This is a genomic window from Streptomyces sp. NPDC012825 (assembly GCF_042900925.1).
Classification (GTDB): domain Bacteria; phylum Actinomycetota; class Actinomycetes; order Streptomycetales; family Streptomycetaceae; genus Streptomyces.
Map to the genome: position 1 here is coordinate 46872 of NZ_JBIBBZ010000005.1, position 20042 is coordinate 66913.

Genomic DNA, 20042 nt, shown 5'->3' on the forward strand with positions numbered 1-20042 from the left:
CTTCTCTGATGCACTTAGTTTCGTGACAGGTACTTGCGGACCTTGTTGTAGATGGATCCGGGACCCTTCTTGTACGGCGGCCGATAACCACCGCTCTTCATGACCCGGTCCGTGGCCCGGTCCAGGGATTCCCCTGAATGCTTACGCTGCCCTCTCGCGAAGCTGGGGACATCATTCCCCTTTTCCTTGCCGGACTTCCTGGCTTCCTTCCACAGGTACTTGACCTTGCGGATGGCCCAGTCCTTGCCGTACCACCAGATGAGGCCGATGATCGCCACGATGGCGGCGGCGCCGATGACGGTGAGCACCGTACTGAGGCTCACTCCGAGTCCAGCGGCGGCGACGAGAGCGGCCACGGCCATGCGTCCGTCGAGGTCGAGCATGTTGACGGGGTCGCCGCACACGTAGTCGTAGCTGTTGCAGCTACCACCGTTGACGGGATCGATCGACAGGAAGCGTCCCGTGACCGAGTTGTACAGCCGGGCACCCATGAGAGTGAGCCCGGTCACGGTCTCACCGGACCGCTGGTGGGCACCGAGCCAGTCGTAGCGAGCCTCGTCCTGACCGGCCCGGGGGTTGCCGTACTCGTCGGCGTCGAGCACCGCGGGTGCGACGCCGACGTCCAGCGGCAGGAGCAGGCTGACGTCACCGTGAATGTTGGTGAGCTGCAGAACCGTGCCGCCGGTCTTGGCCGTGGTGGCGGCCAGTCGGCCGTCCGGCCCGGTGACCATGCGGGTCAGTGTGCCGGTGGCGGTGTCCTCGGTGATCCAACGGGGGCTGTCGCCGTCGCTGTCGTAGTGGTTGACCTTGGAGCCGGTCTGCGTCCAGGTGGAGCCGCTGCCGGATTCGGTCTTCCAGGACCGGAAGCGCAGGCCGGCGTCGAGCTGCCAGGTCTGGCGCGTGCCGTTGACGGTCTGCTGGTAGGCGAGATCGTTGGCGTAGTAGCCGATCGTGCCGTTGCCGGGGGCAGCCGTGGTGCGGCCGAACGCGTCGTAGGTGTAGCCCGTGTCGACGATGCGGTCGGCGCTGTCGTAGGTGTGGCTGGTGGTGGTGCCTCCTGCCGTGGGGCAGTCAAGACCGGGAATGCCCGGAGCAGAGGTCAGGGACTTGCGGTTGCTGCGGACGTCGAACGCGTACGTCCGCTTGGTGCAGATGGTGTCAGCAGTGTCCTCGGTGGTGACGAGCCGCCCGACCTTGTCGTACGCGTAGGACTGATCGGACCAGCCTGCGTGGGTCACCACCTGCCCGAACACGGACCGGGTGACCGTGTCGGTCAGGACACTGACCCCGTCGCTGTCGCGCGTGTACGTGCGTGCGACAAGCCCGCCGATCGTGTCTTCCGTCTGCCGGAGGGTGTAGCCGCCGGGCAGTTTCTGCGTGTTGACGGAACCGTCCGCCCCGTAGGTGGCCTGGAAGGCACCCGCGACGGAGTCGGTGGTCGTGGTCGCCATGCCGCGTGGCTCGACCGTGTGGTCGTAGGTGTAGGTGACCGTGGAGGGCGTGTTGTCCGTGGTCTTGACCGGACGGTCGAGCAGATCGTACTCGGTCGTGGTGACACCGCCGTCGGCATCCGTGTACGACATCAGGCGGCCGAGCTTGTCGTACGCCTTGGTGATGGTGCCGCCGGTGGGCGATGTCGTCTTGACGGCCTGGCCGGTGACCGGGTCGTACTCGGTGGTGGCTTCCGGCACCGCCTGGCCGACGCCCCCGGCGATGACCACCTTCGTCTGCCGCCCGGCGCTGTCGTACGTCGTGGTGGTCGTGCGGGTGGTTCCGTTCGCCGTCTCCGTCACCTTGGACGGCTTGCCCCACCAGTCGTACTCGGTGGTCGTGGTGGGCAGCTGCGCCGGGTTGGCGCCGCCGCCGGTGATGGCGCCGGCCGGCCCCGTGGAGCAGACCAGGTCGGCCCATTCCGGCCGGCCCTGGCAGGTGCCGGTGCCGGTCGCGGACCAGTAGGTGGTCACCCGGGTCCCGGCGTCCGTGCCCGTGGCGCCGGGCGGGAGCTGCTTGGTGATGCGGCCCTGGGCGTCGTACTCGGTCGTGGTGGTGACGGCCAGACCGCTGGGGTCGTGGACGGTCTTGGTGGGCAGGCCCTTGGCCCAGTCGTAGGAGATCTGGGACGTACGGGTGTCCGCCTGGATCTCGGGGTGTTCACGGACCTGTGCACCGGCGGTGCTCTTGGTGATCTGGTCCTTGACGCTGGCCGTGCCGTCAGTGGGCCGGCCCGCGTCGTACTCGTTGACGAGCCAGGTGCGTGCGGTCACCGACGTGCCCGCGGCGACGAGGGTGGTCGTACCCGACTTGAGGTCTGCGGTCAGGTCGACCCGGCGGAGCGGTCCGAACTTCTCCGTCTCACGCGTGCCACTGTCGTTGTAGACCGAGGTGGTGGACAGAAGGTTGGCCCGCTCGGCCGTAGGCAGCGAGGCGATGCCCAGGTCGTTCCGCGCGGCCTGGTCGGCGGCGCCGGTGCCGAGGGCGACGGCCCGATTGGCGGCGGAGAGTTCACGTACGGTGTTGCCGAAGCGGTCGAACTCCGTCGTGGTGATGTGACCACCGGGAGAAGCCGTGTTGACCTGACGGCCGGACGCACCGAGGTAGTACACCTCGGCCCGCTTGTAGTCGGCAGCAGTCAGCGCGCTGCCGGAAGCCGACGCCGGGAGGGTGTCGGCGGGGAACACGGCGGCCGCGTCCGTCGGCGCGTCCAGCTGGCCCCATGCCTTCACATCGGCGGCGCCCATCGCGTACGGGGCGGTGCTGCCGGTCAGTGGCACGTCGTAGACAACGCTGGTGGTGGCCGTTCCGGACTCCGTCCCGGCCGTGCCCTGCTGCAGACCGGACCGCGACGCCTTGAGGAGCATGCCGTCACCGGCGGCGGCAGCGTTTCCGGCTTTGCCGTAGGTGAAGGTCCAGGGAAGTTCACCCGGCGGCGTGAGCGAGGTGACGCGGCCTGCGGTGTCGTAGCCGTACTCGGTCTTCACCGCCGGGCTGATCTGCGGGTTCCATGCCTGGCGCAGGCGGCCGGAGCTGTCGTACAGGTACGTCTGCACGGACTTCGCGGTCGCCGTGGCCGCACCGGGAACGGTGGCCCACAGACGGATCTCCTTCGCCTGACCGTTCACGTCACCGAACGAGCCGGCGGTCGCCGTGGTGGAGGTCGCGTAGACGAACTCCATGACGCGGCAGCCCTTGGTCGCCGGGGCGGTCGCGCAGGTGGCGGTGCTGACGGCCGAGGTCGGGGCGATGACCTGCTTGGGGCGGGCCAGCTTCTTGCCATCGACCGTCACCGTCTCGGAGATCACCGTGACAGTGGAGTTGGACACTCCCTCCACCAGGGTGCTGGAGACCTGCCACGTGGTGGCGGATGCGTCAGGCTTGGTGAAAACGGTCACCAGGCCCTCGGTGTCGGAGAGGGTGAAGGATCCCGTCACGCTGCCGGTGAGGGTCAGATCCTCGGAGCCGGGTTCGGCGATCCACGCGGTCTTCGCGGCGTTCGCGGTGAAGTGGGTCTCGGTGCCGTCGGAGCCGATGACGGCGACGGCGGTGTCGGAGATCCTGCGGACGTGGGAGTAGTCGGACTTGGCCGTCTCGGCAGTGGTACCGGCAACCCACTCCTTGCCGAAGATCGCGGCTTGCCCCTCCTGGTTCGCACCCTTGTCAGGGGTACGCGAGGAAGCCGTGCGCGACAGGGAGGTGCCGAATGCCGAGGCGTCCGTTGCCGGCAACGTGAAGTCGCCGGTGAGCAGGTTCACCGAGCCGGGACCCACGTCGCTGGCGGCGGCACCGGAGGCGTTCCGGTCCACGACCACACTCAGCGGCTGCGTGCTGCCGGTGGCCGAGTTCGGACCGGTGAAGTCAGCCTTGATCTGGATGGTGCCATCGGGGTTGACGGTGTCGGTGGCGTTCCAGACCAGCGGCGCGTTCCTGCCGTTCACCATCGGCACCGGCCAGGCGGGGAGCGGGGTGCCGCCGGAGGTGACGTGACCTGCAGGAATCGTCACCCAGGGGTCGGCCTCGGAACGCCGCCACGAGTAGGACACCGCGTCGTACCTGGTGCCGTCGGCTTCTGCGACGAGCGGCAGTCGGCGTGCGGTGCGCTCGCCGTCGGCGGGCTGGACGAAGCCGCCGGGCCCGGCGTGGAAGGCGTACTCGATCGGCTCGGACTTGTTGTCGGCCTTGTCGACCTGCCGCACCTGGAGGGTGTGGGTGCCGTTCTTCGGCGGGGTGACGCTGATGGCCTTGGCGGCGGTGGAGCCGGCGGTGGCGACCTTGGTCCAGGTCACGCCGTCGAGGGACCACTCCAGCCAGTTGTGGTCGGTGCCGTTGGGGGTGACGGTGAAGGTGCCGGCCTGGCCCGCGCCCTTGACCCAGGCGTTCGACGGGTAGTCCGTCGAGGTGATGCCGGTCGGGGCGATGGGGGAAGTGGTGTCGACCGTCAAGGTCTTCCACTCCGACCAGCCGAGGTTGTAGTGGGTGCCGTCGTACGGGCTGCTGCGGAACTGGTACGTCTTGCCGTTGGCCAGCACGCCGGCCGGTACGACGACCGGGGCGGGTTGCCCGGACGGGACGAACGCGGACCGCAGGACGGCGCCGACCTGGGTGTTGGTGGCGGTGTCGTAGATCTGGTACGCGCCCTGGATCTTGTCACCGTTGGGGTCGACGAAGGTGTCCCGAAGGGTCGGGGTGGTGGTGCTGACCACGTAGGCGCCGTTGTAGGAGAAGAACGGAGGACCGGCCTCCTGCTTCGTGCCCGTGCGCGGCCGGTAGTTGTAGGTGACGACCAGCTTGGGCGGGTTGGAGGCGGCGTTGGCGGAGTTGATCCGCTTCCACTGTCCCGTGACGTTCTCGTCGGAGGCGCGCAGGCCCATGTGCGACTTGGCCGCCTTGGCCGACGCCCATTCCTGCACCATCGTCGTGACGTCGGCGTTGATCCAGCCGTCCGGCTGGGTGGAGCAGGAGGCGTTGCCCCGGGTCTCCGAGGACGTGGCCTTCGCCGCGATCCACGACGGCTGGACCGTCCACCGCGACGAGGTCGTCGCGGCACCGGTGGACCACACCTCCCACGGCTGGTTGGGGCAGGAGGTGCCGGTGTAGTTGCCGGAGTGGAAGTTCCACAGACTGAGCTCGGCGTCCATCACCAGCGCGTCGGCGATCGGCGCGGTGTTCCAGGAGATGAAGGAACGCGCAGTGCGATACGTGCCGTCGGCGTTCTTCGTGCCCGGGTTGCCCAGGTCCAGCTCGACGTCCGTGGACCAGTCGACCGTCGTGCCCTGCTGGACGTAGGTGTCGAAGACATTCGACAGGGACGCGGTGGACGGGTCGACCGTGACCGGGTACTTCGTCGCCGGATCGGCGAGGAACTTCGCGTCCGGGGTGAGGACGAGATCGACGCCGCCCTTGGTCTTGACGACCTTCATGCCGACCCTGACCTGGCGCGTGTGCTCGCCGGATACCGGGTCGACCGTGGCGTCCCACATCACCGGGGCGGGCATGACCGCGGTCTTTTTGGACTTCTTGTCCGTGAACAGCACGCTGCCGTCGGCCTGCTGCCGGGCCTTCAGACCCTTGGTCTTCAGCGGCAGGGTGTAGGAGTAGCCCTCGACCGGCTTCTCCTTGATCTCCACGAACTGCTCGAAACCGGTGCGGGTGGCCTCCACCACCACATCCGCGCCGGGCACCGCGTTCACATAGGTGGCGCGGGTCCCGTCGAGCTTCGGCGCGGGCAGACCGCCCCGCCACTGAAGGGTGATCTGTTCGTCACCCTGTCCGAGAGTGACCAGGTCGGTTGCCGGAGCGGACTGCGCCGCACGAAGCGAGCGCGCCGGCGCCCCGGACTTCCCGGCCAGGCTCAGCCCCTGCGGGTGGGCCCTGGCCGCGACCGAACCGTCGGCCTGCCTGGCCAGCTCGACATCCACATCGCGCCAGGCGCCCGTGACCGCGTCCTTGAAACGAACCGGACCGGCGGACAGCTCGGTGGTCAGCGAACCGTCCTTGTTGGCCCAGGTCGTGGAGGTCTCGGTACGCTCCGAAAGAGCCTCCACACGCCTGCCCGACAACCGCGCGGCGACACGCGCCGACGGAACGTCCGAGGCCTGCGTGACGGCCTGGCTCTCAGGAGCGGACAGCGCCCGGGGCGTTGCGGCCATCACATGGGCGCCGTCCAGGAGGGTGAGGGACAGAGCCAGGGCAACGCTTCCCGCTATGTAACCGGAAGCTCTCCGCCGCCAAGGCCGTCCCCGCCCCAATGGCGCAGACATGCGAATCGTCACAGTTCCTCGATCTCTATGTAGACATTTTCATCACTGACGTGATGTCGATGTGAACGTATCGGGAGGAGAAAGAGCCTGTAACGGAGACAAGAGCGTGCAAGATCGACTTCTAAGTTCCCGCAGAAGGAGTGATCTTCGTCTCTCCTTGAGATGGGAGGTTATGAGGGCATGAACGACCGGTGCTATCCGGACGACCTGACCAAGGCTGGACAACGCCCACTTCGTGGTCATCGACTCCGGTCGGGCCGTCTCCGGGTTCCTCGACGACCGCTTCGGAGACGTGGCTGACGACTGGTGGACTCATACGTCCTACCGCCCACCCGCGTATGACTGCGGTCCACGACCACGCCGCCGAGCCTTGTGCGTACCCGACGAACGACGCAACTCGAGCCGCGGAGCCTGTCCCCCTCGATCGGTCCTGCGGACGCGGCCCGGGGGCTCGTCTACGACGAGCCGTCACAGCTCAGTCCCCGGAACGCCAACCACCTCACCAAGGACTGCGGCCACATCGGCCCCCACGATCGGGCTCGGGTCGAAACAGATGCCACGTCGGTGAGAGGCCGTGAACGCCGCTGGCGCCGGGTTCCACTCGGACCTCTGCTCCGACTGGTGGGTGCCGGCGAGCGTGCCGTCCTACCCCACGTCCCGGGCGGCGGCCTCCGGGCTCGGGCAGTCCTGACCACCGACGTCGATCATCGCCTCGTAGTCCGCACGGGTCGGCTCCTGTTCGCCCCACTGGTGGGCGCGTCGGCAGCGGATACTGATCTCGCTGCGGTCGCGGACGACCATCCAGTCGCACCGGGCTCCGCACGCCGCACACATCACCAGGATGCCGCCGATTCGGATTTCGTCGGGGGGTGGTGGCACGGAGAGGGATGATGCCGTCACCGAGCCGCGTCTCCTTCCGGAGTCTCGGCAAGAGGTCGTTGGCTGCCGTCTCCGGCTGCGTCTCGCCGGGTCCGAAGGTCTTCGCTGAGCATCGGCACCGCCTCCTCGTCCTCTTGGTTGACCAACCCCAAGAGCGGGGGCCGTGGGTGTCCAGCCGGTTGAAGTGCTGGTTGGCGCCGCGGGCCCGACCCTCACAGGTGCTGCGGGGCTGTCGTGCGGTGGCGGCCTGCCGGGCGTGGCCGCGGGTGGAGTGCCAGTGGATGGCGGCGATCGCGACGAGGACCATCGTGGACAGGAGCATCGCGGTGACGCAGCTGTCCTCGCCTCTACCGAGGACGTTGCCGGCCTGGACGGTGCCACGCGCGGCGGAGCGGAGGGCTCGGCCGTCGGCCTGTTCGGCGCGCGTGTGGGAACGGGTGGCGCGTTCGAAGGCGTGGGCGGCCTCGGCCGGTTCCCTGCGGGTGGGGGCGGGCGGTCTGGGCGATGGCGTCGGGGTGCCTGGAAGCCGCCGACTGGTGGCCGGCTGAGGAGCGAGGCGAACTCGTCGCCCGCCTGCCCGCTCCGGTGACATGTTCGATCAAGGTCACGGTGGGCAGGTACGGCCACCTCACGCAGGACGGCCGGGAGCGCTGCCGTCAGGTCGTCGAGACGGCCGTGGGGCCGCACACGCTCACACCAGGCCGAGCGGCCGCAACGCGCGGTGCCGGGACGGGGTCGGTCCGGTCGGCCAGAAGATGTAGCAGACGCCGCCCGTGCCGCTTCTGACCTTGCCGTTCGCGTCGTAGCGCTTCGTACGCAGCCAGATGTTCTCCCACTCGCGCCGCCGGTAGACCCGGCGGACGGCCTCGTTGTCGGGTGAGGCCGGGTCGTTGGCGATGACGTCGCCGGCCGGGGTGAAGCCGACGACGGTCATCAGGTGGCCCGAGGTGCCGTACCCGGCGCCGGTCAGCTCGTCCTCGAGGAAGGACTGCGACGTGACGACCGGGATGCCGGAGCGGACCAGGTCCTCCAGCTCGGTGAGCGAGTTCAGCCGGGTGACCACGGCGTTCATGTCGGGGTAGGTGGCCGCGTAGGCCGCGTTGAAGGGCCAGTTGCCGCAGCCCTCGTACTGGTTGTCGTAGGTGAGGCGGGCCGCGTGGCAGACCTGGGGGTCGGCGAAGGCCGGGTCCACCCAGGCCAGGTCCTCCGCCGAGGGCCGGCGGCCCCAGTACTCGACGATCATCTGGGAGGAGGTCGGGCTGCACCAGGCCTCGCCGCCGTTGTCGTACTCGGGGTACTGCCCCACGTGGGTGTTCTGCGAGTAGCGGGGCACGGCCAGCTCGCGGGCGGGGCCGGGCGCGGAGGCCGGGACGGTGAAGCGGTCCGGGACGTCCGAGGCCATGGCGCCGATCCGCCACACCGTCGGGGTGAGCCCGCTGCCCGGCGCCCGGTACAGGGTCAGCCGCAGCCGGTACGAGAGCAGCCGCAGCCCGCTCGCCGGGTCGTCGATCGCGAAGGTGTCGGTCCAGACGCTGCTCCTGCCGTCGGTCTGGTCGTCGACCGAGGTGCGCCGGATGTCGTCCTCGCCGTCGCCGGAGGTCCAGCGGCCCAGGACGTACCGGGGGGTGGCCGTGGAGTCGGAGTACGTGCCGGAGAGCTCGACCTGGATCCAGGTGCCGGGGGGCGTGCGGGCGTTCCAGGAGGCGATCACCTCGGTGGCGGGCACGGTGGAGGTGTGGACGGGCGAGGTCCAGCTCGCGTACTCCCAGGACGAGGTCCGCCCGGTGTGCGGGTCGGTGTGGTCGGTGCGGCCCGCGGGGTGGGCGAGGACCAGGCCCGGACGGTGGCCCGGGACCGCCTTCGTGCCGTCCGCGGTACCGCCCCGCCAGTCCGTGTACGAGGACCAGAAGCGGTTGTCGACGAAGCCGGGCGCGGGGGTCCGACCCCGGGGGGCGGCCACGGCGGGGACGGCGGAGGCAGCCGTTCCGGCGGCGGCCGCGAGCGCCGCGGCGAGGACGGTTCTGCGCGGGGTGGAGCTGGTCATGGGCGGTGACCCCCAGTCGAGAACGGCGGGCGGACGGGCGGCCGGCATCGAGACGCGCCGATCTGCCGACGGACGGGCGTGCGGAACTCCGGACCTCGTCCGCCCCGCCCCGGACCACGGGCGTACGGACAGGTCGCGCGGGCCCACTATCCCGGCCCCGGCGGGCCTCCGCCAGCACTTCGCCCCGCGTCGCCGTACCAATATTGGTCTCGTCCACTGACGGCGGTACCTCCCTGACCTGCGGCGGTCGCCGCTCCCCTACCCTGGGGCCCATGGACGACCTCGACCGCGCGGCCCGCGCGCTGCTCCGGCTCCCACCCTCCTGCGGACCGGTCCGGCTGGTCGCGGTCGACGGCCACGCGGGCTCCGGCAAGTCCACCCTCGCGGCCCGTCTCTCCGCCGCCCTCGGCGACGCCCCCGTCCTCCACCTCGACGACCTCGCCACCCACGAGGAGCTCTTCGCGTGGACCGGCCGGCTGCGGGAGCAGGTCCTGGAGCCCCTCGCGCGGGGCGCGGCCGCGTCCTACCGTCCGTACGACTGGCGACTGCGGCGCTTCGGGGAGGCGCGCGCGCTGCCCCCGGCGCCGGTGGTCCTCGTCGAGGGCGTCGGCGCGGGCCGGCGGGCGGTGCGGCCCTTCCTGGCGCGGCTGCTGTGGATGGAGCGCGGCGCGGAGGAGTCCTGGGAGCGGGGCAGGCACCGGGACGGGCCGGAGCAGGCGGCGTTCTGGGACGGCTGGACCGTGGCGGAGACTCGCCATTTCTCCGAGGACCCCTCCCGGCCCTTCGCCGACACCCTGGTACGGGAGTGCCGGAAGGGGTACGAGTGGCTTCCCGGGCCCCGCGTGACAGCGGGCACGGACCAGATCATCACCCACCGTGACGGGTTTCTGACCGCGAACTGAGGGGCTCCGGCTCCGCTTGCGCAAGTGCCCCAACTCCGCTTGACCCGGCGGCCGTACAGGTCTTACGTTCTGAATGTGCGGCTTTTCGGAGCCGCCGCGGACGCGAAGCCCCCGATTGTTCCCCCGTGATCGGGGGCTTCGTTCTGCCCCCGGAGTCCCTTTTCGCACCTCCTCCGGAGCCTTTCGAGTCCCCCGGCGCTCACCCAGGGTCACCGCTTCCGGATCATGTGCTTCTCCTCAAGCGCCCACCCCCGCGCGGGTACGATGCCCGCAGGTGCGGTCAAATCCCGTCCATGCGATGACGGTTGTGGGGGACCCGATGGACATCGGCACGCAGGGCTCGCAGCCCCCGGCCGAGCTCGCCTGGCTGCGCGGTGTCGACGCCTACACGATGGGCGCCTATCCGCAGGCGGAGGACGAGTTCCGGGCGGCGGTACGGATCGATCCCGGCATGGCGGACGCCTGGCTCGGGCTGCACGCGCTCCGGGTCGACACCACGACCGCGCTGCTGCGCATGTACCGCCACCGCGAGCGCTTCGGCGAGCAGCGGACCCGCTACCGGCGCACCCTGAACTCCTGGTACTGGCTGGGCTGGTGGGTGCAGCCGGTCCTGGAGAGCCCGCGCGACCTGCTGCTCGCGCACGCCTCCCACTGGCTCGACGGGCGCCACGTGCCCGAGCTGGACCGGGCCCTCGCGGGGCTCCCCCCGGTCGACACCGACCCCCAGGTGCGCTTCCTGCACGCCTGCCGGGCCTATCTCGTCAAGGACTGGGAGCAGCTCGTCCGGCTCACCGAGCCCCTCGTCGACGATCCGCTGCTCGGCATCGAGGCCGGGCTCTTCGGCGGCATGGCCCGGGTGCGCCTGGAGATGTACGGCCAGGCCGAGCCGCTCCTCTCGGCCTCCCTGATGCGGTGCCGCAGCGAGCAGCCGCAGCGCAAGGAGCTGCGGTACTGGCTGGCCCGCGCCCACGAGGGCACCGGGCGCAGCGCCGCCGCCCTGCCGCTCTACCGGGCCGTGCACCGGATCGACCCGGCGTTCATGGACACGGCGGCGCGGCTCGCGGCGATCACCGCGTACGACGGCTTCGAGGGGTACGACGGCACGGAGGATCCGGCCGGGCTGGCGACGGTCGCCCTGGGCACGGTCGGCGGCGGCCTCGGCCAGGACGCGGTGGACACCGTGCCGGGCACCGAGCCGGACACCGGCGGGCTCGGCGACGGACTGCTGCTCGCGCCCGACCCGGCGCCGCCGGCCGCGCCGCCGGAGGCCGTACGGCGGAAGGCGCGGGTCCCCCGGCAGCCGGAGCCGCCGCGCTTCCCGGCCGGGCCCACCGATCCGGCCCTGCTCGCGGAGGCGCTCGCCGAACTGGAGGGCATGGTCGGCCTCGAACCGGTGAAGCGCCAGGTCAAGGCGCTCTCGGCGCAGCTGGAGATGGCACGGCTCCGGGCCGACCGGGGGCTGCCGGTTCAGCCGCCGAAGCGGCACTTCGTCTTCTCCGGCCCCTCCGGCACCGGAAAGACCACGGTCGCCCGGATCCTGGGCCGGGTCTTCTACGCCCTCGGGCTGCTCGGCGGCGACCACCTCGTGGAGGCCCAGCGGGCCGATCTGGTCGGCGAGTTCCTGGGCCAGACGGCGGTCAAGGCCAACGAGCTGATCGACTCGGCGGTCGGCGGGGTGCTCTTCGTGGACGAGGCCTACGCGCTCTCGAACACCGGCTACAGCAAGGGCGACGCGTACGGCGACGAGGCGCTCCAGGTGCTCCTGAAGCGGGCCGAGGACAACCGCGACCACCTGGTGGTCATCCTGGCCGGCTACCCCGAGGGGATGGACCGGCTGCTCTCCACCAACCCCGGCCTGTCCTCCCGGTTCACCACCCGGGTGGACTTCCCGTCGTACCGGCCGCTCGAACTCACCGCCATCGGCGAGGTCCTCGCGGCGGCCAACGGGGACGGCTGGGACGACGAGGCCCGCGACGAGCTGCGCTCGATCAGCGGCCATGTCGTCGAGCAGGGCTGGATCGACGAACTGGGCAACGGGCGTTTCCTGCGCACCCTGTACGAGAAGTCCTGCGCCTACCGGGACCTGCGGCTCTCCGGCTACCCGGGCAGCCCGACCCGGGAGGACCTCGCCACCCTCCGGCTCGCGGACCTCATGCAGGCGTACGGGGAGGTCCTGTCGGGCCGCGGTCCCGTCGACCGCGGCCCGCAGCAGGAACCGCCCCCGTACTAGGGCGCGTGTCGAAAGTAGCGCCGTCTGCCCGAAGGGCAGGCCCGGCGGTGTCCGGTGCGTGCGATCGCAAGGCGGAGGGTCGCCCCGATACTGGTCGTATCGGGGCGATCCCGACAACGCGGCGAGCGTGCGTGCCGGGCGCCGCCGGGCAGGCGGGACTTTCGACACACGCCCTAGCCGGGCTACCGGCTCCGCGCGGGAGCCGGGGACGAGGGCGCGCCCGGCACCGGAGCCGTGACCGGGATCGTGACCGTGGCGGTCCGGGGGCGCACCCGGTGGGCGGGGTCGCGGACCTCGCCCACCAGCATCTCCAGGACGTCCTCCAGGGCGACGAGTCCGAGGACCCGTCCCGAGCCGTCCGCGACCTGCGCCAGATGGGTCGCGGCGCGGCGCATCACGGTGAGGGCGTCGTCGAGCGGCAGCTCCGCCCGGAGCGTCGCCATCGGCCGCCACAGCCGCTGCGGCACCGCGCGCTCCCGCTCGTCCAGGTCGAGGACGTCCTTCACGTGGACGAAGCCCATGAAGGCGGCGCCCGTCTCGGCGCGGACCGGGAAGCGCGAGTACCCGGTCCGCACGGTCAGCTCCTCGATCTCGCGCGGGGTGACGGACGGCGGGACCGTGACCAGGGTGGCGGAGGCGATGAGGACGTCCGTCACCGGGCGGGAGCCCAGTTCGAGGGCGTCCTCCAGGCGCTCCTGCTCGGCCGGGTCGAGCAGACCGGCCTGTCCGGCGTCCTCGACGAGCCGGCCCAGCTGGGAACTGGTGAAGACGGCCTCCACCTCGTCCTTCGGCTCGACCCCGAACGCCCGCAGGACCAGCCGGGCGCAGGCGCCCAGCGCGGTCGTCACGGGACGGCAGAGCCGGGCGAAGCCGACGAGGGCCGGGGCCAGCCACAGCGCGGTCCGTTCGGGCGCGGCCATCGCCAGGTTCTTCGGCACCATCTCGCCGATGACGAGGTGGAGGAAGACGACGGCGGCGAGGGCGATGACGTAGCCGAGCGGATGGATCAGCCCCTCGGGGACCCCGACCGCGTGGAAGACCGGTTCGAGGAGCCGGGCCACGGTCGGCTCGGCGACGGCGCCGAGCGTCAGCGAGCAGATCGTGATGCCGAACTGCGCGGCCGCCATCATCCGCGGCAGGTTCTCCAGGCCGTACAGGACCTGCTTGGCCCGGGCCCCGCCGAGCGGCTCGATCTGGCTGCGCCGGACGGAGACGAGCGCGAACTCGGCCCCGACGAAGAAGCCGTTGGCGAGGACCAGGAGGAGGGCGAGGAGGAGTTGGAGGGTGCTCATCGGGCGCCCTCCGCGACCAGCGGACCGGTGGAGGGCGTCGACACCGGCACCGTCACCGGGCCCGGCACCGCGTCCGTACGGACGATCCGGACGGATTCGGCGCGGTAGCGGTCGACCCGGCGGACCGAGAGGTGCCAGCCGGGCAGTTCGACCCGGTCCCCGGCGGTGGGGATGCGTCCGAGGAGGTCGGCGACGAGCCCGGCGACGGTCTCGTACGGCCCGTCGGGCACGTCGAGGCCCATCCGGCGCAGGGTGTGGACCCGGCAGGAGCCGTCGGCCTCCCAGGCGGGGCGGCCGTCCTCGGCGGGGACGGCGACCAGCTCGGGCCGTCCGTCGGCCGCCGTGTCGTGCTCGTCGCGGACCTCGCCGACGAGTTCCTCCACGATGTCCTCCAGGGTGACGACGCCGGCGGTGCCGCCGTACTCGTCGACGACCACCGCGATCGGCTGCTCCCGGCGCAGCCGCTCCAGGAGGGTCTGGGCGGGCAGCGACTCGGGGACGAGGAGCGGCGGGACCGCGATCCGGCCGACGGAGGTGCGCAGCCGGGCCTGCGGGGCGACGGCGAGCGCGTCCTTGAGGTGGACCATGCCGACGATCTCGTCGATCCGGTCGCGGTAGACCGGGAAGCGCGAGAGGCCGGTGGCCCGGGTGAGGTTGAGGACGTCGGCCGCGGTGGCGTCCCACTGGAGGGCGCTGACCTTCACGCGCGGGGTCATGACCTGCTCGGCGGTGAGGCCGCCGAGGGACAGGGTCCGTACGAAGAGGTCGGCGGTGTCCTGTTCGAGGGCGCCGGCCAGGGCCGAGTGCCGGGCCAGGGAGACCAGCTCACCGGGGGTGCGGACCGAGTCCAGCTCCTCGGTGGGCTCGACGCCCAGGAGCCGGACGAGCCGGTTGGCGACCCGGTTGAGCAGGGCGATCACCGGCCGGAAGAGGGCGGAGAAGCGGCGCTGCGGGGTGGCGACGAAGCGGGCCACCTGGAGCGGCCGGGAGACCGCCCAGTTCTTGGGCACGAGCTCGCCGACGACCATCTGGACGGCGGAGGCGAGCAGCATCCCGATCACCACCGACACCCCGGAGACGGCCCCTTCGGGCAGTCCGGTCGCGGTGAGCGGCCCGTGCAGCAGCCCGGCGAGCGCGGGCTCGGCGAGCATGCCGACGACGAGCGAGGTGAGGGTGATGCCGAGCTGGGTGCCGGAGAGCTGGAAGGACAGCTCGCGCAGCGCGGTGACGACGGCGCGGGCGCGCCGGTCGCCGGTGGCCGCGGCCCGTTCGGCCTCGGCGCGCTCGACGGTCACGAGCCCGAACTCGGCGGCCACGAAGAAGCCGTTGGCGAGGATCAGGAAGAAGGCCGCGGCGAGCAGCAGAAGGGAGACGATCATGCCGCCGCCTCCTGGGAGGGGGCGGCGCGGGTACTACCGGACGATCCGTCCATTGCTGGAGGGAGTCACTCCTCGGGTCGAAGGGGTGGCCTCGCGGGCCGCTGCGGCGGCCCTGCACACGCGAGGCGGTGGTGCGCCGGGCACCACCGCCTCCAGAGTAGTCACGCCGACGGCCCGAGGGGCAGGGGGTCGGCTCCGGATGGGGGACGGACCGGGGTCCTCCCGGACGCCCCGCCCGATGCGGACCCCTGGGGGTCAGGCCCCCTCCGCGCCCGTCCCCCGGCTCTCGGCCAGGGCCCGCAGGGCGCGGGCGTCCCGGACGGCCGCCTCCCTGGCGATGCCGGGCTGGATGCCGAGTACGGGCAGGCTGGTGCCGTCGCTCAGGTCCAGGAAGACCCACGGGTCGCCGGAGCGGAGGTTGACGCGGAGGATCTCCGCCCAGGCGAGCCGGCGGGTCCGGGTGATGTTGACGACCGTGACGCCCTCGTCGTCGGCGACCACCTTGGGACGGCTCAGCAGGACGAGGACCCCGAGGAAGAGCGCGGCCGTGAAGACGAAGCTGGCGCGCTCCCCCGGTCCGAGCCGCTCCAGCATCATCGCCACCAGGGTGACGGTGGCGAACATCACGACCCCCACGGTCAGCAGGACGGCCCGGGTGCGGCCGGGGCGGAAGGTGACCGGGAGGGCGGGCGTCGTGGGCTCGGACATGCGGGTTCCTCGGTGCCTGGTGGTGCCTGGTGACACCCTGGTGGTGCCTGGTGGGAGGTGCGCCGTCCGGCCGTCAGAGGCGGCAGGCGTGGATCGCGGTGGTGAGGATGGCGCGGGCGCCCAGCTCGTACAGGTCGTCCATGATCCGCTGCGCGTCCTTGGCGGGGACCATCGCGCGGACGGCGACCCAGCCCTCGTTGTGCAGCGGGGAGACGGTGGGCGACTCCAGGCCGGGGGTGAGGGCGACGGCCTGCTCCAGGTGCTCGGCGCGGCAGTCGTAGTCCATCATCACGTACGAGCGGGCGACGAGGACGCCCTGGAGGCGGCGGAGGAACTGCTGGACCTGCGGGTGGTCGTCGGTGGCGCCCTGGCGGCGGACGACGACGGCCTCGGAGGTGAGGATCGGCTCGCCGATGACCTCCAGGCCGGCGTTGCGCAGGCTGGTGCCGGTCTCCACGACGTCCGCGATGACCTGGGCGACGCCGAGCTGGATCGCGGTCTCGACCGCGCCGTCCAGGTGCACGACGGAGGCGTCGATTCCCTGGTCGGCGAGGTGCTTGGCGACGATGCCCTCGTAGGAGGTGGCGATCGTCATGCCGCCGAAGTCCTCGGGGCCCTCGGCGGTGCCCGGCCGGGTGGCGTACCGGAAGGTGGAGCGGCCGAAGTTCAGCGCGAGGATCTCCTCGGCGCTGGCGCCGGAGTCCAGGAGCAGGTCGCGGCCGGTGATGCCGATGTCCAGCTTCCCGGAGGCGACGTAGATCGCGATGTCCTTCGGGCGCAGGTAGAAGAACTCGACCTCGTTGCCGGGGTCGATGACCACCAGTTCCTTGGACTCCTTGCGCTGGCGGTAGCCGGCCTCATGGAGCATGGCCGACGCAGGTCCGGAGAGGGAACCCTTGTTGGGGACGGCGATGCGCAGCATGGGACGGCTTCCTTTGCCTGGGGAGTTGTGGTGCGGGGGGCGGGTGCGGCTCAGAGGTGGGCGTAGACGTCGTCGAGCGAGATCCCGCGGGCGACCATCATCACCTGGACGTGGTACAGCAGCTGCGAGATCTCCTCGGCGGCGGCTTCCTTGCCCTCGTACTCGGCGGCCATCCAGACCTCGGCGGCCTCCTCGACGACCTTCTTGCCGATGGCATGGACGCCCTTGTCCACCAGTTCCGCGGTGCGGGAGGTGGCCGGGTCGCCGGTCTCGGCCTTGAGCTTGAGCTCGGCGAAGAGCTCTTCGAAGCTTTTACGGGTTCCGTTCGCCATGATGGTCCTAAGAATACGGGGTGCGAATACGCCACTCAGCGCCAGGGTTCGCTGACCGTGCGCAGTGTGGTGGCGGTGGCGACGGCGGCGGTGACGGCCTCGTGGCCCTTGTCCTCGGAGGAGCCCTCCAGGCCGGCCCGGTCGAGCGCCTGCTCCTCGTTGTCGACGGTGAGGACGCCGAATCCGACGGGTACGCCGGTGTCGATCGAGACCTGGGTGAGGCCGTGGGTGACGCCCTGGCACACGTACTCGAAGTGCGGCGTTCCGCCGCGGATGACGACGCCGAGCGCCACGACGGCATCGTAGCCGCGCCCGGCGAGGACCTTCGCCACGACCGGGAGCTCGAAGCTGCCGGGGACGCGCAGCAGGGTCGGCTCGTCGATGCCGAGCTCGCTCAGGGCGCGCAGGGCGCCGTCGACGAGGCCGTCCATGATCTTCTCGTGCCACTGTGCCGCGACGACCGCGACGCGGAGGTCGCCGCAGTTCTTGACGCTGAGGACGGGTGCGCCCTTGCCGCTCATGTTTCTCCTTGCCGATGTGCCGGTGGTGCCGGTGTGCCGGTGGTGCCGGTGATTGCGTACGGGGTTACTGGTTGCCGCAGGTGGGGGCGGGGGAACCGTCCAGCCAGGGCAGGTCGTGGCCCATCCGGTCCCGCTTGGTGCGCAGGTAGCGGAGGTTGTGCTCGCCGGCCTGGACCGGCATGGGCTCGCGGCCCTCGACGACGAGGCCGTACCGGGTGAGGGCGTCGACCTTGTCGGGGTTGTTGGTCATCAGGCGCAGGCTGCGGACGCCGAGGTCGACGAGGACCTGCGCGCCGGCCGCGTAGTCGCGGGCGTCGGCGGGCAGCCCGAGCTCCAGGTTGGCGTCGAGGGTGTCGCGGCCGCGCTCCTGGAGCTCGTACGCGCGCAGCTTGGACAGCAGGCCGATGCCGCGGCCCTCGTGGCCGCGCAGGTAGACCACGACGCCCCGGCCGGCCTCGGTGATCCGGTCCATGGAGGCCTGGAGCTGGGGGCCGCAGTCGCAGCGCAGCGAGTGGAAGACGTCGCCGGTCAGGCACTCGGAGTGGACCCGGACGAGGACGCCCTCGCCGTCGCCGATCTCGCCGTGGACGAGGGCGACGTGCTCGACGCCGTCGACGGTGGAGCGGTAGCCGTACGCGGTGAAGTCGCCGTGCGCGGTGGGGAGGCTGACCTCGGCCTCGCGGCGGACGGTCGGTTCGGCGGAGCGGCGGTAGGCGATCAGGTCCTCGATGGAGATGATCGTGAGGCCGTGCTTGCGGGCGAAGGGGACCAGCTCGGGCAGGCGCAGCATGACGCCGTCCTCGCCCGCGATCTCGACGATGGCGCCGGCCGGGCGCAGGCCCGCGAGGCGGGCGAGGTCGACGGCGGCCTCGGTGTGCCCGTTGCGGACGAGGACGCCGCCGGGCTTGGCGCGCAGCGGGAAGACGTGGCCGGGGCGGACGAAGTCGGAGGGCTCGTGGCGTCCGCCCGCCAGCATCCGCAGGGTGGTGGCGCGGTCGGCGGCGGAGATGCCGGTGGTGACGCCGTGGGCGGCGGAGGCGTCGACGGAGACGGTGAAGGCCGTGCGCATCGACTCGGTGTTGTGGTCGACCATCTGCGGGAGTTCGAGGCGCTCCAGCTCCTCTTCCTCCATGGGGGCGCAGATCAGGCCGCGGCACTCGCTCATCATGAAGGCGACGATCTCGGGGGTGGCCTTCTCGGCGGCGATGACGAGGTCGCCCTCGTTCTCGCGGTCCTCGTCGTCGACGACGACGACGGGGCGGCCGGCGGCGATGTCCCGGACGGCCTGCTCGACCGGGTCGAGGGCGAGGTCGGCGGCGTCCCAGGGAGGGAGCGGACTCATGCGCGGGCTCCTTCCAGAGCGGGGGCGGTGCGGGAGCGGAGCCACCAGTCGCGCATGCCCCACAGGACGAGCGCGCCGTAGATGACGTAGACGAAGCCGGAGAAGGCGTAGCCGTTGGCGAAGTTCAGCGGGACGCCGACCAGGTCGACGAGGAGCCAGGCGAACCAGAACTCGACCATGCCCCGGGCCTGGGCGTACATGGCGACGACCGTGCCGACGAAGATGTACGCGTCCGGCCAGGGGTCCCAGGACAGCTTCGGGAAGGCCTCGAAGAACAGGGCGACGGCGACGGTGCCGGCGGCGGCCGCGGCGATCATGGCGCCGCGCTCGCGCCAGGTGGCGAAGCGCACGGTGATGTGGCCGTCGGCTCCCTGGTCCTTGCCGCGCTGCCACCGCCACCAGCCGTAGATCGCGACGAGCACGACGACGACCTGCTTGCCCGCGCTGCCGGTGAGGTGGCCGTAGAAGGCGCCGAAGAGGATCAGGCCGGCGAGGAACTGCACGGGCCAGGTCCAGACGGAGCGGCGCCAGCCGAGCGCGAGGGCGGCGAGCCCGAAGACGTTGCCGATCATGTCGGCCCAGATGATGCGCTGGCCGAGGACGGTGAACGCCTCGGAGTTCAGCCAGTTCACTTGACGTTCTCCCCGGTGTTCGGGCCGAGCAGCCGCTCGACGTACTTGGCGATGACGTCCACTTCCAGGTTGACCGGGTCGCCGCCCTTCTTGACGCCGAGCGTGGTCAGGCCGAGGGTCGTGGGGATGAGGCTGACGGTGAACCAGTCGTCGCCGACCTCGACGACGGTGAGGCTGACGCCGTCGACCGTGATGGAGCCCTTCTCGACGACGTACCGGGCGAGGTGGGCGGGGAGGCCGATCCTGACCAGTTCCCAGTGCTCGGACGGGGTGCGGTCGAGGACGGTGCCGGTGCCGTCGACGTGGCCCTGGACGATGTGGCCGCCGAGGCGGCCGCCGACGGCCATGGGCCGTTCCAGGTTGACGCGGGAGCCGACGCCGAGGGCGCCGAGGCTGGACCGCTTGAGGGTCTCGGCCATGACGTCGGCGGTGAACTCGCCGTCGCCGTGCTCGACGACCGTGAGACAGACACCGTTGACGGCGATGGAGTCGCCGTGCTGGGCGCCTTCCGTGACCAGGGGGCCGCGCAGTCGGAAGCGGGAGGCGTCCTCCAGCAGCTCGACGGCGACGACCTCGCCCAGTTCTTCGACGATTCCGGTGAACAC

14 protein-coding genes are annotated in these 20042 nt (G+C 71.3%); 2 read left to right on the forward strand and 12 right to left on the reverse strand.

The annotated features are described in order from the left end of the window. Positions 1-14: 14 nt before the first annotated feature. The 3 genes from ACFY7E_RS13790 to ACFY7E_RS13800 all read right to left on the reverse strand — a co-directional run bounded on the left by ACFY7E_RS13790 (position 15) and on the right by ACFY7E_RS13800 (position 9177). Positions 15-6143: a DNRLRE domain-containing protein gene (locus tag ACFY7E_RS13790; protein ID WP_389484316.1), complete on the reverse strand. Its 6129-nt coding sequence runs from the start codon at positions 6141-6143 to the stop codon at positions 15-17. A gap of 756 nt (positions 6144-6899) precedes the next feature. Continuing rightward, a complete protein-coding gene (locus ACFY7E_RS13795; protein WP_389484319.1) occupies positions 6900-7154 on the reverse strand; it encodes a hypothetical protein in 255 nt (84 codons plus the stop codon). 670 nt (positions 7155-7824) lie between these two features. Then, positions 7825-9177 (reverse strand): peptidase C39 family protein, encoded by a 1353-nt coding sequence (locus tag ACFY7E_RS13800; protein ID WP_389484321.1) that lies wholly within the window; start codon positions 9175-9177, stop codon positions 7825-7827. Between the two features lie 272 nt (positions 9178-9449). On the opposite strand from ACFY7E_RS13800, the gene ACFY7E_RS13805 reads away from it, so the two are divergent. Then, complete coding sequence (locus tag ACFY7E_RS13805; protein WP_389484323.1) at positions 9450-10079, forward strand: uridine kinase; 630 nt, start codon at positions 9450-9452, stop codon at positions 10077-10079. A 319-nt stretch (positions 10080-10398) separates the two neighbouring features. Further along, complete coding sequence (locus ACFY7E_RS13810) at positions 10399-12309, forward strand: AAA family ATPase (RefSeq protein WP_389484958.1); 1911 nt, start codon at positions 10399-10401, stop codon at positions 12307-12309. Between the two features lie 182 nt (positions 12310-12491). On the opposite strand, the gene ACFY7E_RS13815 is transcribed toward ACFY7E_RS13810, so the two are convergent. From ACFY7E_RS13815 to ACFY7E_RS13855, 9 genes are all read right to left on the reverse strand, one after another. Beyond that, on the reverse strand, positions 12492-13601 hold the full coding sequence (locus ACFY7E_RS13815; protein ID WP_389484325.1) for a hemolysin family protein: 1110 nt from the start codon (positions 13599-13601) through the stop codon (positions 12492-12494). Next, on the reverse strand, positions 13598-14980 hold the full coding sequence (locus tag ACFY7E_RS13820) for a hemolysin family protein (protein WP_389484328.1): 1383 nt from the start codon (positions 14978-14980) through the stop codon (positions 13598-13600). The genes ACFY7E_RS13815 and ACFY7E_RS13820 overlap by 4 nt, the downstream gene beginning before the upstream one ends. Before the next feature lie 255 nt (positions 14981-15235). Beyond that, entirely contained in the window at positions 15236-15688 is a 453-nt protein-coding gene (locus ACFY7E_RS13825; RefSeq protein ID WP_383439125.1) for a PH domain-containing protein, read from the reverse strand. 73 nt (positions 15689-15761) lie between these two features. Then, the gene (hisG, locus tag ACFY7E_RS13830) at positions 15762-16610 is read right to left on the reverse strand and encodes an ATP phosphoribosyltransferase (protein WP_383439127.1); all 849 of its coding nucleotides are present in this window, start codon (positions 16608-16610) and stop codon (positions 15762-15764) included. Positions 16611-16660: 50 nt separating this feature from the next. Beyond that, positions 16661-16942 (reverse strand): phosphoribosyl-ATP diphosphatase, encoded by a 282-nt coding sequence (locus ACFY7E_RS13835; RefSeq protein WP_055644610.1) that lies wholly within the window; start codon positions 16940-16942, stop codon positions 16661-16663. Between the two features lie 35 nt (positions 16943-16977). After that, positions 16978-17463 (reverse strand): 6,7-dimethyl-8-ribityllumazine synthase, encoded by a 486-nt coding sequence (ribH, locus tag ACFY7E_RS13840; RefSeq protein WP_388698615.1) that lies wholly within the window; start codon positions 17461-17463, stop codon positions 16978-16980. Positions 17464-17527: 64 nt separating this feature from the next. Continuing rightward, positions 17528-18805: a bifunctional 3,4-dihydroxy-2-butanone-4-phosphate synthase/GTP cyclohydrolase II gene (locus ACFY7E_RS13845; protein ID WP_389484333.1), complete on the reverse strand. Its 1278-nt coding sequence runs from the start codon at positions 18803-18805 to the stop codon at positions 17528-17530. Beyond that, positions 18802-19437: a nicotinamide riboside transporter PnuC gene (locus ACFY7E_RS13850; protein WP_389484335.1), complete on the reverse strand. Its 636-nt coding sequence runs from the start codon at positions 19435-19437 to the stop codon at positions 18802-18804. The genes ACFY7E_RS13845 and ACFY7E_RS13850 overlap by 4 nt, the downstream gene beginning before the upstream one ends. Beyond that, positions 19434-20042 carry a riboflavin synthase gene (locus ACFY7E_RS13855; protein ID WP_389484337.1) on the reverse strand — a complete coding sequence of 203 codons (609 nt, stop codon included), beginning with the start codon at positions 20040-20042 and terminating at the stop codon, positions 19434-19436. Before ACFY7E_RS13855 ends, ACFY7E_RS13850 begins: the two co-directional genes overlap by 4 nt.